Origin of the sequence: Streptomyces sp. NPDC058678 (genome assembly GCF_042714835.1) — a bacterium.
In the GTDB taxonomy this organism is placed as follows: domain Bacteria; phylum Actinomycetota; class Actinomycetes; order Streptomycetales; family Streptomycetaceae; genus Streptomyces.
This window is the reverse complement of the sequence record NZ_JBHXSG010000033.1, coordinates 65,197-79,519: the sequence shown is the minus strand read 5'-3', so window position 1 is coordinate 79,519 and position 14,323 is coordinate 65,197. Positions and strand designations below refer to the sequence as shown.

Below are 14,323 nucleotides of genomic sequence, written 5' to 3'. Positions count from 1 at the left end.
GTCAGGCTGCCGCGATCTCCAGCAGCAGTTCGGCGAGTCGGCCGGGGGCGGTGACCATCGCTTCGTGTCCGGTGGCGATCTCGTGGACCGGCCAGCCGCGGGCGGCGGCGCGCTCGGCGTGCGGGGTGAACACCCGCATCCAGTCGGTGCACTCGACGAAGGCACCGGGGACCTGGTCGGCCTTGCCGGTCAGCCGCAGTGGCTCGGTGTAGGTCAGCCACGGGTGCGGGGTCAGTCGCGGGCCGAGCCAGTCGAGGTCCGCCTGGTCCTCGACGCCGAGCACGCTCAGCGAACGCACCGGGATGAGCCAGCCGAACCCGGGCCCGGCCACGGACTCCCGGTAGTGCCCGGCGATGCGGTCGGGCAGCAGATCGATCGCCGCGTCACCGTCGTCGCCGACGAAGGCGTCAAGGTGGACCCGCTTCGCAAGCCGGTCCGGGATCCGGTCCGCGACGCCGGTGACGACCTGGCCCGCGTAACTGTGGCCGACGAGCACGACATCCCGGGCGTCGTGGGCCTCGATCAGCGCCACCACGTCCTCGACGTGCGTGCCGAGTCCGATCTGCGGACTCAGCAGATGGGCGCGGTCGCTCACCCCGCTCAAAGTGGGGGTGTGCACATCGTGTCCGGCCGCGCGCAGCAGCGGGGCGACACGCTGCCACACCCAGCCGCCGTGCCAGGCTCCGTGGAGCAGTACGAAGACGTGGCGGCCGCTCATGCGGACGCCCGGGGACGCGTGCCGCCGGCCTGCCGTTCGCGGGTGAGCATCTTCGCCACCGCCCGGCGTCCGCGGAGTGCGGCGAGATCGGACTTGATGCTGGACTCGGCGGTGCCGCCCGGGTCGGTGGCGTACATGATCTCCTGCGCCTCCAGGGCGTCGACGTCCTCCTGCATCACGGCCAGTTGCTGCTCGTGCTGGAACTTCGTGAGCTCCTGGTCGTCGATGAGGTAGTCGCGGCCGAGCGCGTAGAAGTCGTGCGTCTCGTTGCCGCGCCCCGGCGTCATCCCGTACAGCACCTTCATGTGGAAGCCGTCCGGCTCCTCGGTGCCGGTGGCCGCGACGCGGATGTTGAGGACGAAGATGCCCGGCGGGTAGAAGTCGCCGTCCTGCCAGCGGTCCACCGGAGAGGTCAGTCCGCAGGACTTCTCGTAGAACGGCGGCGCCTCGATGCCGATCATGCGGCGGCTGAAGCCGACCCGGTCGCCGTCCACCGTCACGTCGATCGGGGTCGCGGCGACGGCGGCGTTTCCGATGCTGGTCGGGTGCAGGAACGTCTCGTGGGTGAGGTCGAGCAGGTTCTCCAGGAGCAGCAGGTGCCGGGCCTTCAGCGGGACGACCCCGTGCACATGGGTCCAGTTCGGGTCGTTCAGCCACGAGGTGTCGGGCAGGAGGCTCTCGTCGGCCAGTTCGGGGTCCCCGGGCCAGATCCATACGGCGCCGTCCCGCTCGACCAGGGGGAAGCGGCGCAGTGCCGCCTTGGGCTTGTCGGCCTGCTCGGCGACCCCGACACACACGCCCTGGCCGTCGAAGCGGTAGCCGTGGTAGTCGCACTGGAGGGTTCCGTCGTCGTCGAGGTGGCCCAGCGACAGCGGGTACTTGCGGTGGGGGCAGCGGTCCTCGACGGCCGTGACGGTCTGGTCGGGCAGCCGGTAGAAGCAGACCGGGATGTCGGTGATCCAGCGCTGCTTGAGGGTTCGGCCGATCTCGTCGGACCAGGCTCCCAGGTACCAGCCGTTGCGCACATGCTGTGTCAATGTCATCGCGGGTCCTTTCTTCGGCGTCGGCCGTCCGGCTCGGGCGTGTGCCGGGTCGGTGATGGGTACTGAGGTGTACCGGTCCGCTTGCGACCGACAGGGCGCTGTCCGGACCGAGTTGGGGGTGTCAGAGATCCAGGACGAGGCGTCCGCCGCGCGCCCGGGAGACGCAGATCAGCATCGTGTCGTTCGCGGCGCGCTCGTCCTCGGTGAGCAGTGAGTCGCGGTGGTCGACCTCGCCCTCCAGGACGGAGGTCTCGCACGAGCCGCAGATGCCTTCCTCGCAGGACGACAGGACAAGGACGCCCGCCTGCTCCACGGCCTTGAGGACCGACAGCCCGGGCGGCACGGTCAGCGTCGTCCCGGACGCCCGCAGTTCCACCTCGATCGGCTGCTCGGCCTCATCGTCAGCCGCCTGTCGCACGTCCGCCGCGGCGAACCGCTCGACGTTCAGCGCTCCGACCGGCCAGCCGGCGCAGTGTGCCTCAACCGCGTCGATGAGCCCTGCGGGGCCGCAGCAGTACACCAGGGCGGACGGGTCGGGATCGCCGAGGTAACCGGCGAGGTCGAGCAGACCGTACTGGTCCTGCGGACGTACGGTCACGCGCTCGCCGTAGCCCTCCAGTTCGGGCAGGAACGCCATGGACGCGCGCGTGCGGCCCCCGTAGAGCAGGGACCACTCGGCCCCCGCCGCCTCGGCCTCGGCGATCATCGGGAGCAGGGGGGTGATGCCGATGCCGCCGCCGACGAACAGGTACCGGGCCGCCGGCCGCAACGGGAAGTTGTTGCGCGGGCCGCGCACCCGGAGTTCGCCGCCCTCCGCGAGGTGGTCGTGGATCCACTGCGATCCGCCGCGTCCGTCGGGCTCTCGGAGCACCGCCACGCGCCAGCGGGCCGTGTCTTTCACCGGGCCGCAGAGCGAGTACTGCCGGGTGACGCCCGTGGGCAGGACGACGTCGATGTGTGCTCCCGGCTGCCAGGGCGGCAGCGGTTCGCCGGAGCTCGCTGCGAGCTCCAGCGACACGACCCCATCCGCCACCGTCTGGCGGGCCAATACGGTGGCGGTGCCTTCGAACTCGGTGCCGCGCCGGGCGGCGGACGGCGTTCCGGCCTCGGCGAAACCGAGGGTGTGCGTATCCGGGGCGGCGGTGGGGGGGCTCGTCACGTTCGTCATCTCCTCGGTACGGTCGGCAGGGATCGCTCCGGCCGCGGTCGGCGGCGCCACGATCGACGCTAGCCACCGGACAACGCCCAGGTCATCGCTCGAATGACCGGATCGGGGCGGCGCATGGTCGTGGCCCCGACTACGTCATCCGTCGCGCGGGCCGGGTATCCCGGCACGCCCGTCGAGCTGCGGAGCCTGGTCGAGATGTATCCGCACCTGGCTGTCGTCCTCGTTCCAGAGGGCTTCCACGACGGCGTGCAGCTGTCGGACGTCGGTGCGCCACATCGGTACGCCGTAGCGGTCGTCGCGTGTCAGCGCGTCCTCGGCGACAGCATCGGCCAACAGGCTCCAGCGGTCGTACGTCGGGGCCGGTCCGTTCGCCCCGTCGGGTTCGTCCGCGAACTGCACGTAAAGGGACGTGTCCCGGAAGGGGACCCAGATGTGCGTAGCCCCACGGACACCCGTCCCGCCCTGTGCCGTCACGCCAAAACACCCGTCGTCTGCGGGTAGAGCCGCACGTACGCCTCTCCCATGGTTCCGTGCGAGAGGCCGAGGTTGGGGCCGGCGTTGCGCTTCAGCTGGACGCCGCGCCGCTTGGCGAGGTCGGTGTAGTAGTCCCACATGTGCTGCTGGGCGGCCAGGCACTCCATGGCCTTGCGCTTCTTGTCGAAGACCGGGGTGATGTCCAGCAGGACGTTCGGCTTGAAGTCGCACTGCTCCGGCTGGTGCGGCTCGAAGAAGAACACCGGGGGAGCGCCGAGCGGTACGCCGGGCGCGTCGTAGCCGACCGCCTGGGCCAGCACGCGTGCCTGGAGCGCCATGCGGGCGGCGGCCGGATGGTCGCCGTTGTAGGGATCGGCGAGGGTGTGGGTGAGGACGACCGCGGGGTCCACCTCCCGGTACACGCGCACGATGCGTTCCACCAACTCCGGTGTCTCCAGCAGCGGGTAGTCCCCGGCGTCCAGGAACTCGATCTCCGCGCCCAGGGCGGCCGCGGCGTTCGTGGCTTCGGTGCGGCGCAGCGCCTTGATCTCGTCCAGGGCGAGACCGTCCCGCCAGGCACGGGCGGACTCGCCGCGCTCACCAAAGCTCAGGCACAACACCTTTGCGCGCTGACCGCGTTCGGCGGCGAGGGCTATGGCGCCACCGGCCCGCCAGACGAAGTCGCCCGCGTGCGCGCTGATCACCAGCAGCGCCCCTTCGGACGGAGTGGAGGTGTGGGAGGTCATCAGGACTCCTTGGGATCGAGTGGGGTGGGCGACGTGATGCGAAGTGCCGTGCCCTGTGGAGGGCGACTGAGCACCGTGAGCCTTCCTGTGGAAACCGACGTCACCGGTGCGGTCCGGGACGCGCTCCTGAGCGGTGAGTACGTGCCGCGACAGCGCCTGATCGAGGCGGACCTCTGCGAACGGTTCGGCGCCGGCCGCGCCGACGTCAGGTCGGCACTCCGGCTGCTGGCGGCGGAGGGGCTGGTCGAGATCCAGCGCAACCGCGGAGCGCGCGTCCGGGAGAACAGCTTCGCCGAGGCCGTCCGGATCACGGAGGTGCGGATGGTCGTGGAGGGGCTGATCGCCGCTCGTGCGACGGAGCGGGTCGGCCGGGCGCAGGCCGAACAACTGCGTGGCATCGGCGCGAGCATGGCTAGGACGGTCACCGACGGCGAACTGATGACGTACAGCGACCTCAACGCCCGTCTGCACCGCTGTGTGCGCGACATCGCCGGCCATGAGACGGCCGACCAGGTTCTCGAACGGCTGCGGGCCCAGGTGGTGCGGCACCAATTCGTGCTCTCCCCGGTGCCGGGGCGGGCCCGTGTGTCGCTGCCCCAGCACCAGCGGATCATCGAGGCGATCGTCGCCAAGGACCCGACGGCGGCCGAAGCGGCCATGCGGGACCATGTAGCCAGTGTGGTGGAGGCCCTCCGGACGCTCGAAGCACGCCGGCACCGCGCGAGCTGAGGCGGAAGCCACGGTCAGATACCGTCGCCCGCGCCGGCTTCCTGGGCCGTCTTCCTGGCCCAGGCGGTCTCGAGCTTGCCGGTCGGGGTCCGCGGCAGTCTGTCCGTCAGGACGATGGAACGCGGCACCTTGTACCCGGCGAGACTCTGCCGGACCAGGTCGCGCAGTTCGTCACCGGTGACGGTACTGCCCGGCTGGACCGCCACGACGGCCGCCACACGCTCGCCCCAGGTCTCGTCGGGGACGCCGACGACGGCACAGTCCGACACATCGGGGTGCGCCAACAGAACGTTCTCCACCTCCTGCGGGTGCACCTTTTCCCCGCCCGTGTTGATCACGCCCGAACCACGTCCGAGGAACCGGATCGCGCCGTCGGCCTCAAGTCGAGCCAGGTCGCCGGGGATCGCGTACCGGACCCCCTCGATGGTGCGGTACGCCTTCGCGCTCTTCTCGGTGTCCTTGTAGTAGCCGAGCGGCATGGGCCCGCAATAGGCGAGGACGCCCGTCTCGTCGCTGCCTGGTTCGAGAAAGCGGTCATCGAAGCCGATCACCCGCGTCGCCGGAACGGGGCGGAAACGCGAGGGCAGATCCTCTACCGAGTAGGTGATCGCGAAGGCGAAAGGGCCCCCTTCGCTCGATGCGATGGCTTCGGTGATGGTGACGTCGGCACGTTCGTGCAGTGCCCTCTTGAGCGGATCGCTGAGCGCGGTGCCGGAGCTGATCATCCTGCGCAACGAGCGCAGGTCGTGCGGCGTCCCGGCTTTCTCAGCCCGCAGGAGTTCGTCGACGAGCGGGCGGCACACGGCGTTGCCCGCGATGATGGCCGTATCGACCTGCTGCTCGGCGATCATGTGCCAGACATGTTCCGGGTCGAGGCCGCCCGATCGTGCGGTGACCGCCCGGCCTCCTGTCATCAGGGCGCCCATGGTGTTGAACAGCCCGGTGGCGTGCATCAGGGGTACGACGGGCATCGTGGTCGGCGCGCGGCCTTCGTGGCGTGCCTTGACGGCGATGGCCACGGCCTCGTCGAGGCTTGCGGGGAGTTCGGTGACTCCGAGCGGGTGGTAGAACGGGACCACGTGGGCGCGCAGCAGGTCGCTCAGCTGCCATATGACGCCCTTCGGCTTGCCCGTGGTCCCGCCGGTGTACATGAACAGCTGGTCCGCTCCGGGCCGTCGCTGAGGCTCGCGCGGCGCGTGCGCGGTCAGCAGCTCCTCCAGTTCGGGCACCGCGGGCCCGCCCGGACCGTCGGCGGGCGGCTCGCCCACCCTCACCAGCAGCTTCAGTGTGCGCACATGCTTCGCGGCATGCGTGACGCGGTCGGCCAGGGCGCCGCTGAAGACGACCGCGGCGGCGTCGGCGTCGGTCAGGAGTTCGGAAAGTTCCTCGCCGGTGTAGCGGTAGTTGGCGTTCACCGGTACGGCACCGAGCTTGAAGGCGGCGAAGACCGTCTCCAGGTAGGTGGCCCCGTTGAACAGGTAGCAGGCCACGGTGTCTCCCTCGCCCACTCCGGCCGATTCCAGTGCGGCGGCCAGCCGTGACGCGCGCTCGTCGAAGTCGCGGTACGTGGTCTCACGGCCGGGTTCCGTGATGGCGACGGCGTCGGGCAGCGCGCGGCAGACCGCCTCCCAGATCGTGCCGATGGACACGTTCACGTCTCGGACCTCCTCGTCCTCGATGGCTTACGCGGAGCGCACGGCCGAGCAGGCCGCTCGTAGGGCCCCGCGGATCCTTTCGGGGGAGTAACGATCCGCGGGGCGTCCTCTCAACCTAGGCAGGCGCCCTCCCCGCGGGGAACGCGAGCAATGACTGAAGCGGCTCGGCGCTTCGACCTGCCGACGAACAGGTCGAATGACGTAGGACCACCTCGAATACGCCGGGCTACGATGCTGTGGCCGGGCGCAAGTCGCCTTCGTCCCCAAACCGGCCGACGCGTACGACGCAGGCCCGCGGTTTTCGAACGCGTCCCTATCGCACAGCAGGTCTGCGGGGCGGGTTCTTCGTCGATGTTGAGGGAGATCGGTCATGTCCGCGTCGCCGCTCGTGGGGTGGGACGACATCGCCGCCGTCGCGCCGGACGGACTCGCCGTTCTGGACTGCGTGGGCCGGTTCGTACGGCTGAACCCGGCGGCGGCCGCGCTGCTTCGGGCGGAAGCAGAGGGCGACCTCATCGGTGCGCCGTCCCCGTTCACCCTGGTGGAGGGAGCCGCCGAGTGCCGCGCGGGGCTGCTGGAGGTCCGGTCGGACGAGCAGGTGGCCCACTGGGAGCCCGCCCGCGGACCCCGACGTGAGTTCGCGTACCGCGCCCGCAGTCTGCCGGCCGACCCGAAGTTCACGGTGGTGTCATTCCGCGACGTCACCGACGAATGGCACCGGCAGCGCAGGATCGCGGCGATCGCCCGGACGTCGATCGCACTGGCCTCGGAGGGCTCGCTCGGCTCCACACTGGACGCTGTGGCCCAGCAGATCGTCCAGGCGGACGGCCTGGCCGGCGTGCAGATCCTCACCCTCGACAGCACCGGCCGGGAACTGCGGCTGATGGGCTCCGCGGGGCTGCGCCACTGGGACGGGTTCCTCGACCGTCTGCTGGAGTGCCGTGACCGGGGCGCCCGGCTGTCCATGCTGGACGCCCTGAAGGAACGCAAGCCGATCGTCGTCCCGCACCGGTGGGCCCAGATCCGCGAGGACCCGGCCTGGGAACCGCTGCACGGCTACCTCGGCGAGCTGAACTGGGACTCCTTCGTCAGCGTGCCGTTGATGGCGCGCGGTCGTCCCGAAGGGGTACTGAACGCCTACTTCGCCCCCGGGCAGGAGATCGGTAGCCGGACACTGGAGTTCCTCGCCGCCATGGCGGAACACGCTGCCCTCGCCGTCGACTACGCCACGCTGCTCCAGCGTGAGCGCGAGGGTGCCCGCCGCAACGAGCGTCAGCGCCTCGCCCGCGACCTGCACGACTCGATCGTCCAGCAGGTGTTCTCCATCGGTATGCAGGCCAACGCCGCCGGGGTGCTGGGCGCGCGGGGCGAAGCGGTGTCGGCGGAAGCGGTCCGCGCCTTCGCGGACGAAGTCGGGACTCTCTCGCGAACCGTCCTCGCCGACCTCCGGGCCATGGTGCACGAACTGCGTCCAGCCTCCTCCTCCCTCCGGCTCGGCCTTGAGGACGCGGTGACCACGCTTGTCAAAAGCACCGAGAACCGGACGGGCCTCAGCATCCGGCTGGAGTTCGGACAACAAGTGGACACGGTCGAACCGGAACTGGCCGAGGACATGTACCGGATCGTCGCGGAAGCCATCCACAACGTGGTCAAGCACGCGGAAGCCACCACCGTCACCATCCGCCTCGCCGTACACGACCACACACTGACCGCCGCCATCCGCGACGACGGACGCGGAATCGCGGAATCCGGCGGGCGACGGGCCGCACCGGAGAACGAGGACGGCGAGGCGACCGGTGCCACCGGACACCACGGCTACGGACTGACGACCATGCGGGAAAGGACAGAGCGATGGGGCGGCACCATGAGGATCAGATCCGACGAGAGGAGCGGCACGACCGTACGGGTCGTCATGCCCCTTCCGGTACGAGTGCCGGAGTCGCCCCCGGACTCGGAGGGAGCACGGAGCATCCCGTCGGCGGTTTCGCTCCGAGAAGCGGAGAACCCCGCCCGGTCCGGGTCCTGATCGTCGACGACCACGCCGTCGTACGCCGCGGAATCCGTGCCTACCTCGAGGTCCTGGACGACATGGAAGTGGCCGCGGAGGCCGCCGACGGCCAGGAGGCACTCACCCGGCTCGACGCGATGGCCGCCCACCGGGAACTGCCGGACGTGGTCCTGATTGACCTGCTCATGCCTAAGATGGACGGGGTGACCGCGATCGGAGCGATCAAGCAGCGCCACCCCGGTCTCCGGGTCGTGGTGCTCACCAGCTTCGGCGAGATGGAACGCGTTCACGCGGCACTCGCCCAGGGAGCCGCCGGCTACCTGCTCAAGGACGCCGAAGCGGGCGAAGTGGTCGCCGCGATCCGCGCGGCCGCCCGGGGCGAGGTCTTCCTCGACCCCGCGGTGGCCAGGGGACTCACCCAGGAGATCGTTTCGCCGCCGACCGGGCTCGCCTCGCTCACCAGCCGGGAACGCGACGTCCTCGTCCTCGTCGCCGAGGGACGGTCGAACCAGCAGATCGCCGACGAGTTGGTGATCAGCGAGCGCACCGCCCGCACCCACGTGAGCAACGTCCTGCGCAAACTCCGGCTCACCTCCCGGACCCAGGCCGCGTTGCTCGCGGTGCGGCAAGGACTGGTGCCTCCGAAGGGCTGACCGCCTTGCCGACCGCGACGGATGTCCCGGACCGGCCGGGACACAGGTCGGCCGCAGGTGCCGTCATCAGCGGGATCCTCACGGGCCCAGGCGTTCCTACGCTCAGGGGAGTCGCCCTATCGCCCCCAGTTCAGGAGGACAGCATGCTCGACGGCAAAGTCGCCATTGTCACAGGTTCGGGCCGAGGCCTGGGACGTGCCTATGCTCGCGCGATGGCCGCGGCGGGTGCCGCCGTCGTCGTGAACGACCTGGACGCCGATGTGGCCACGGAGACGGTCGACCTGATCACGGACGCGGGCGGAACGGCCGTCGCCCATGTCGGTGCGGTCGGAGGTTCCGAGTTCGCCGACGCGCTGGTGCGGCGCGCGGTCGACGAGTTCGGCCGACTGGACGTGATGGTCACCAACGCCGGTGCGCTGCGCGACCGGACCCTGCGCAACGCCACCGACGACGACTTCGACCTCGTCGTCAACAGCCATCTGCGCGGTACGTTCACCTGCGGTCGCGCGGCGGCTGCCCGCTTCCGCGAACAGGGCGAGGGCGGTCGGCTCATCCTGGTGGGATCACCGGCTGGGCAGCGCGCCAGCTTCGGCCAGACCGCGTACTCGGCATCCAAGGGCGCGATCGTCGCGATGACGCGCACCTGGGCGCTCGAGCTCGCGAAGATCGATGTCACCGTCAACGCCATCGTGCCGACCGCGCTGACCCGCATGGTGGCGACCATGCCCCGGGTCGGTGACCTCGTGGCGAAGGTCGATGCCGGGGAGCCCGTTCCCGACGCCATCCGGAGGCAGGGGCTGGGATCGCCGGAAGACGTGGCACCGGTGATCGTGTACCTCGCGTCCAAGGAGTCGGCCCACGTCACCGGTCAGGCCATCGCGGCGGGAGGCGACCGGATCGCCCTGTGGACGCACCCCGGTGAGGTCGAGGAGCGGTTCGGGCAGGGCGGCTGGACCGCCGGATCGGTCGCGGAACTCTTCTCAGGCGCCTATGCGGACCGACTCCAGGACTTCAGGCCCACACCCCTCGATCTGGAAGCCGTTGAGGAGGCGTGACGCGCACGCGGCCCCTCTTAGGGGTCCTTGCACTATGCCCGCCCGGGTCGCGCGGCCTGGCACCGCACCTCGCCGCGTTGCCGAAACGCCCACGTGGCTCCTCCCCCACTCTCGACTTCGCTCGAGCGGGGGCACCCCATCGAGGGCGCTCCGGCGCCTTGCGATGCACGGCACCAGACCACGCGACCTGATCGGGCGCTCATAGTGCAAGGACCCCTTACGGCCCTCAGGTCCGTGCCAGGGGCAGTGGCTGCTCAGGTCTGCGGGACGGCGGCGACGCGGGCGAAATCCGCGCTGATGTCTCCCGCGGTCTGCAACAGCAGCGGTAGATGCTCCTCGACAAGCCGCTCGACCGATGTTTCGGCCGCGTGGCAGTTGACGTTGAGTGCCGCGATGACCTGGCCGGAGCCGTCACGCAACGGGGCCGCGACCGACCGAATGCCGGGCGCCAGATGTTGGTCCGTCAGTGCCCACCCACGTGCCCGCACCTCGCGCAGGACCGCGTCGCGTTCGCCGGGGTCGGGATGCCAGCACGGCGTCAGCCCCGAGCGCGAGGGTTCGGCGAGCACCCCTTCCAGCTCATCGGCCGGCAGGGCCGCCAGCAGTACCTTTCCCAGGGAGGTCTGCAGTGCCGGAAACCGCGTTCCGATCTGCACCGACAGGGTCACCAGCTTCGGGACGGCCACCCGGGCCACATAGATGATGTCCGATCCATCCAGCTGAGCCACGGAGCACGACTCGTCGGTCCGCTCCACCAGCCGCTCCATGTGGGGCCGCGCGATGTCCCACAAGCCCATGGAGCGTACGTAGGCGACCCCGAGTTCGAGCACCCGGGGGGTCAGCGCGAACCCTGTCTCGCACGAGCGCACATAGCCGAGTTCCTCCAGAGTCAGCAGAATCCTCCGGGCGGTCGGCCTGGCGAGTCCGGTGGCGCCGGCGACCTGAGCCAGCGACATCCGCGGGTGCCCCGGCCGGAACGCGGCGATGACTTCCAGCCCCCGCGCCAGTGCCTCGATGAAATCCGGTCCTGTTCCGTGGCGTGGCACGTGGCTCCTCGGCTGCGGTCGGGGTGGTCTCTAACCGGTCAGCCTAACGTTTGTCCGTGATGCGGACAGCGGTGCCAGCGAGGCTTCCGCATCCGAGGGGTTGACACGGTCAATTGTCCAAAGTGACCCTGAGCCCACCATGTCCGCCATACGGATGATTGTCCGCCAGGCGTCGCAAGTCCTTCTTTCCCGCGCTTCTTGATCTTTCCTGGAGAGTCGCATGTCCGAAAGAATCCATACAGCACCGCAGGAGACCGGGGCGGCGCCCGTCCGGACCGGACTGATCATCGACGGCAAGACAGTCGAGACCGAGCAGTGGACGGCCGTCCACAACCCCGCCGCCCCCGACCTGGTCGTCGGCCACGCAGCCGCAGCGACCCCCGAGCAAGCCCGCGCGGCGGTCGCGGCCGCGGATGCCGCGTTCCCCGCCTGGGCCGCGATGCCCGCCCGTCGGCGAGCGGAGATCATCAGTGAGGCGCTCACCCTGCTCGAGGGAAGCGAGGCCGAGCGGGCGGCCTTGATGACCCGCGAGAACGGCAAGATCTCCTTCGAGAGCCAGATAGAGATGGGCGTCTTCGTCGCGCGCACGCGGGCGGCGATCGACCTCGCCGACTCCCTCGACCAGGTACGGCGCCTCGAAGGCCCGCCGCTGACCTCGCACATCCACCGCCTCCCCATGGGCGTGGTCACCGTCATCGTGCCGTTCAACTGGCCGATCGCGATCCTCGGAGCGAGCCTGCCGTACGCGCTGCTTGCCGGGAACACGGCCGTGGTCAAGCCCCCGCCCACCGTGCCGCTGGCTATGGTGCGCACGCTGGAGCTGTTCGCCGCAGGGCTCCCGGCCGGGGTGCTGAACGTCGTGACGGGCAGCAACGAAGCGGTCGCCCCGCTGCTTACCGACCCTCGCGTACGGAAGATCGTCTTCACCGGCAGCACGGCCGCCGGCAAGCACGTCATGGCCGCCGCCGCACAGAACCTCGCTTCGGTGACGCTCGAACTCGGCGGCAACGACCCCGCGATCGTCCTCGACGACGCCGTACTGGACCAGGAGCACATCGGACGGCTCGTCCAGGGCGCCTTCCTGACGAGCGGCCAGGTCTGCATGGCCGTCAAGCGGGTGTACGTCCACCGCTCCCGCTACGACGAACTCGTCGACGCGCTCTCCTCCGCCCTCGACACCCAGCGTGTGGGGCCCGGAGACGATCCTGCCTCGACCATGGGCCCCCTCAACAGCGCCGCCCAGCGCGACAAGGTGGCCGCCATGCTCGCCCAGGCGGCCGGAGCCGGAGCCGAGGTGCGCGAACTGGGCACCCTGGCCCCCGGCGCGGCCACCTCCAAGGGTCACTTCCTGCGCCCCACCCTCGTCCTCGACCCGGACACCGGCCTGCGGATCGTCACCGAGGAACAGTTCGGTCCCGCCCTGCCGATCCTGCCCTTCGACGACATCGATTCCGTGGTGGACCGGGTCAACAACGACTGGTCGGGACTGTGCTCCTCGGTGTGGAGCGGCGATCCCGCCCGTGCGGCCGCCCTCGCGGAACGACTGCGTACCGGTACCACCTGGATCAACCACGCCAACGCCGTCGCGTGCGACGACCGGGCTCCGTTCGGCGGCTTCCGGCAGAGCGGTATCGGACGCGAGATGGGCCCCGAGGGCCTGCTCTCCTTCACCGAAGCGCACACCATCACGACGCACGGATAGGAGCGGCACGTACGGCTGGACCCCACCCACTTCGAGCGGGCGGGGTCCAGCCGTGCTCTGGCCGTACGTCACACCAGGGACACGGACACCGCGTTGTAGGAGGTGTTCTCGTCCCGGTTCGGGGTGGTGAAGCGAGAGTTGGGAAGGTACAGCTGACCCCTGTAGGCGGCGGCCGTGGTGGGCTCGTCGAAGCGGTCGTCCTTGATTACGCCGATCCTGGTACCCCGCGAACCCGACCGGTTGAGCCGGATCACGTCCACCTGGTTGCTGCCCGGCTGGACCACGTAGAGAGTGCGGCCGATGAGCACCAGCCCGTCGCCGCTGGGCAGTGTGGTGTCACCCAGGTCTACCTTGCGGGCTACGCCGGTGCGGGGGTTGACGCGCATCAGCGAACCGCCGTCCACGGCCGCGTTGGTGACGAGCAGGGCGCTGCCGTCGGGGGTGAGTGAGATGCCGTTGGACGTGAAACCGGACTGCACCCAGTCACCGCTCAGCGTAAGGCTCTCCGGGGCGCCGATACGACCCTTCCTGCCGAGCGGCAGCTTGAAAAGCCGCGCACTGAACGACTCGGTGAACCAGGCGGCGTCGCGGGTGAGCAGGACGTCGTTGACGAAACTGTTCTCTCCGGCGACGACGTGGTTGGCGAGCGGCGCACCACTGTGGGCGTCGACGACCCGCAGTTCGCCACTGCTGCCGCCGGCCAGGAACAGCCGGCCCCAGGAGTCGACCTTCAGGCCGACCGTCATGCGCCCCAGGCCGCGGTGGACGACCTTGCCCTTGCCGCTCGTGAGGTTCACCCGGTACACGCCGCCGGTGGCGATCGATCCGAAGTAGGCGTATGGCGCGGAGCCGATCGCGACTCCCTCCGGCCCCCAGCCGTTGGGCAGCGAGAACTCCCCGGGCCAGGATCTGGCCGTGCCCGGGGCGGCCTGTGCCGTACCACCGATCAGGGCCGTCGCTCCCAGGGCGATGCCCGCGCCGAGAAGCTGCCTGCGTGCGAGAGAACTTGTCATCGATCGTCCTTCCACGGAAAACAAGACGGGCCGTGCCGGTCCGGCTGGGCTCCTGGACCAATTCTTGAGAGTTCAAGTACCTGTGCACAGCGACGAATGTCCTGACTCTCCTCGGTCCATCGGACGGAAAGCTGCCGGGCCGGTGGGAGCACGGACCGCGAAGGCGCGCCACTCGACAGCAGGCCGACCTGACAAGGCTGAACGTCGTGCCCGGGATACGTCATTCGTCCTTACTTCCGGCGCTCATCTCCCGGGTCTCTGTCCAGGCGGGCACCGCTGGGCCATCATCCGAAAACCTGCCGGCCGCAGTGGC

The 14,323-nt window shown here is 70.0% G+C and carries 13 protein-coding genes; 5 read left to right on the top strand and 8 right to left on the bottom strand.

Features of this window, described 5'->3' with window-relative positions; translation table 11 throughout:
• Position 1 precedes the first annotated feature (1 nt).
• The 5 genes from ACFWWR_RS27475 to ACFWWR_RS27455 form a co-directional block, all read right to left on the bottom strand.
• Entirely contained in the window at positions 2–718 is a 717-nt protein-coding gene (locus ACFWWR_RS27475; protein WP_383863298.1) for an alpha/beta hydrolase, read from the bottom strand.
• On the bottom strand, positions 715–1,761 hold the full coding sequence (locus ACFWWR_RS27470; RefSeq protein WP_384305850.1) for a Rieske 2Fe-2S domain-containing protein: 1,047 nt from the start codon (positions 1,759–1,761) through the stop codon (positions 715–717). The genes ACFWWR_RS27475 and ACFWWR_RS27470 overlap by 4 nt, the downstream gene beginning before the upstream one ends.
• A gap of 121 nt (positions 1,762–1,882) precedes the next feature.
• Positions 1,883–2,920 (bottom strand): PDR/VanB family oxidoreductase, encoded by a 1,038-nt coding sequence (locus tag ACFWWR_RS27465; protein ID WP_384305847.1) that lies wholly within the window; start codon positions 2,918–2,920, stop codon positions 1,883–1,885.
• Positions 2,921–3,064: 144 nt separating this feature from the next.
• A complete protein-coding gene (locus ACFWWR_RS27460) occupies positions 3,065–3,403 on the bottom strand; it encodes a hypothetical protein (RefSeq protein ID WP_384305845.1) in 339 nt (112 codons plus the stop codon).
• The gene (locus tag ACFWWR_RS27455; protein ID WP_384305843.1) at positions 3,400–4,149 is read right to left on the bottom strand and encodes a PIG-L deacetylase family protein; all 750 of its coding nucleotides are present in this window, start codon (positions 4,147–4,149) and stop codon (positions 3,400–3,402) included. Before ACFWWR_RS27455 ends, ACFWWR_RS27460 begins: the two co-directional genes overlap by 4 nt.
• 75 nt (positions 4,150–4,224) lie before the next feature.
• Between ACFWWR_RS27455 and ACFWWR_RS27450 the strand changes: the two genes are divergently transcribed.
• On the top strand, positions 4,225–4,878 hold the full coding sequence (locus ACFWWR_RS27450) for a GntR family transcriptional regulator (protein WP_384305841.1): 654 nt from the start codon (positions 4,225–4,227) through the stop codon (positions 4,876–4,878).
• Between the two features lie 14 nt (positions 4,879–4,892).
• On the opposite strand, the gene ACFWWR_RS27445 is transcribed toward ACFWWR_RS27450, so the two are convergent.
• Positions 4,893–6,533, bottom strand: a complete 1,641-nt coding sequence (locus ACFWWR_RS27445) for an AMP-binding protein (RefSeq protein WP_383863284.1) — start codon at positions 6,531–6,533, stop codon at positions 4,893–4,895.
• A 370-nt stretch (positions 6,534–6,903) separates the two neighbouring features.
• Here ACFWWR_RS27445 and ACFWWR_RS27440 point away from each other — a divergent pair, with 370 nt between their 5' ends.
• From ACFWWR_RS27440 to ACFWWR_RS27430, 3 genes are all read left to right on the top strand, one after another.
• Entirely contained in the window at positions 6,904–8,559 is a 1,656-nt protein-coding gene (locus ACFWWR_RS27440) for a GAF domain-containing sensor histidine kinase (protein ID WP_384305838.1), read from the top strand.
• Positions 8,556–9,194: a response regulator gene (locus tag ACFWWR_RS27435; protein WP_383863623.1), complete on the top strand. Its 639-nt coding sequence runs from the start codon at positions 8,556–8,558 to the stop codon at positions 9,192–9,194. Before ACFWWR_RS27440 ends, ACFWWR_RS27435 begins: the two co-directional genes overlap by 4 nt.
• A 143-nt stretch (positions 9,195–9,337) precedes the next feature.
• On the top strand, positions 9,338–10,249 hold the full coding sequence (locus ACFWWR_RS27430; protein WP_383863278.1) for an SDR family NAD(P)-dependent oxidoreductase: 912 nt from the start codon (positions 9,338–9,340) through the stop codon (positions 10,247–10,249).
• A 254-nt stretch (positions 10,250–10,503) separates the two neighbouring features.
• Here ACFWWR_RS27430 and ACFWWR_RS27425 read toward each other — a convergent pair whose 3' ends face one another.
• Positions 10,504–11,295 carry an IclR family transcriptional regulator C-terminal domain-containing protein gene (locus ACFWWR_RS27425; protein ID WP_383863275.1) on the bottom strand — a complete coding sequence of 264 codons (792 nt, stop codon included), beginning with the start codon at positions 11,293–11,295 and terminating at the stop codon, positions 10,504–10,506.
• A 220-nt stretch (positions 11,296–11,515) separates the two neighbouring features.
• On the opposite strand from ACFWWR_RS27425, the gene ACFWWR_RS27420 reads away from it, so the two are divergent.
• Positions 11,516–12,997: an aldehyde dehydrogenase family protein gene (locus ACFWWR_RS27420; protein ID WP_384305835.1), complete on the top strand. Its 1,482-nt coding sequence runs from the start codon at positions 11,516–11,518 to the stop codon at positions 12,995–12,997.
• Positions 12,998–13,065: 68 nt separating this feature from the next.
• Here the strand turns inward: ACFWWR_RS27420 and ACFWWR_RS27415 are convergent, their stop codons facing one another.
• A complete protein-coding gene (locus tag ACFWWR_RS27415) occupies positions 13,066–14,010 on the bottom strand; it encodes a superoxide dismutase (protein WP_383863269.1) in 945 nt (314 codons plus the stop codon).
• Positions 14,011–14,323: the final 313 nt, after the last annotated feature.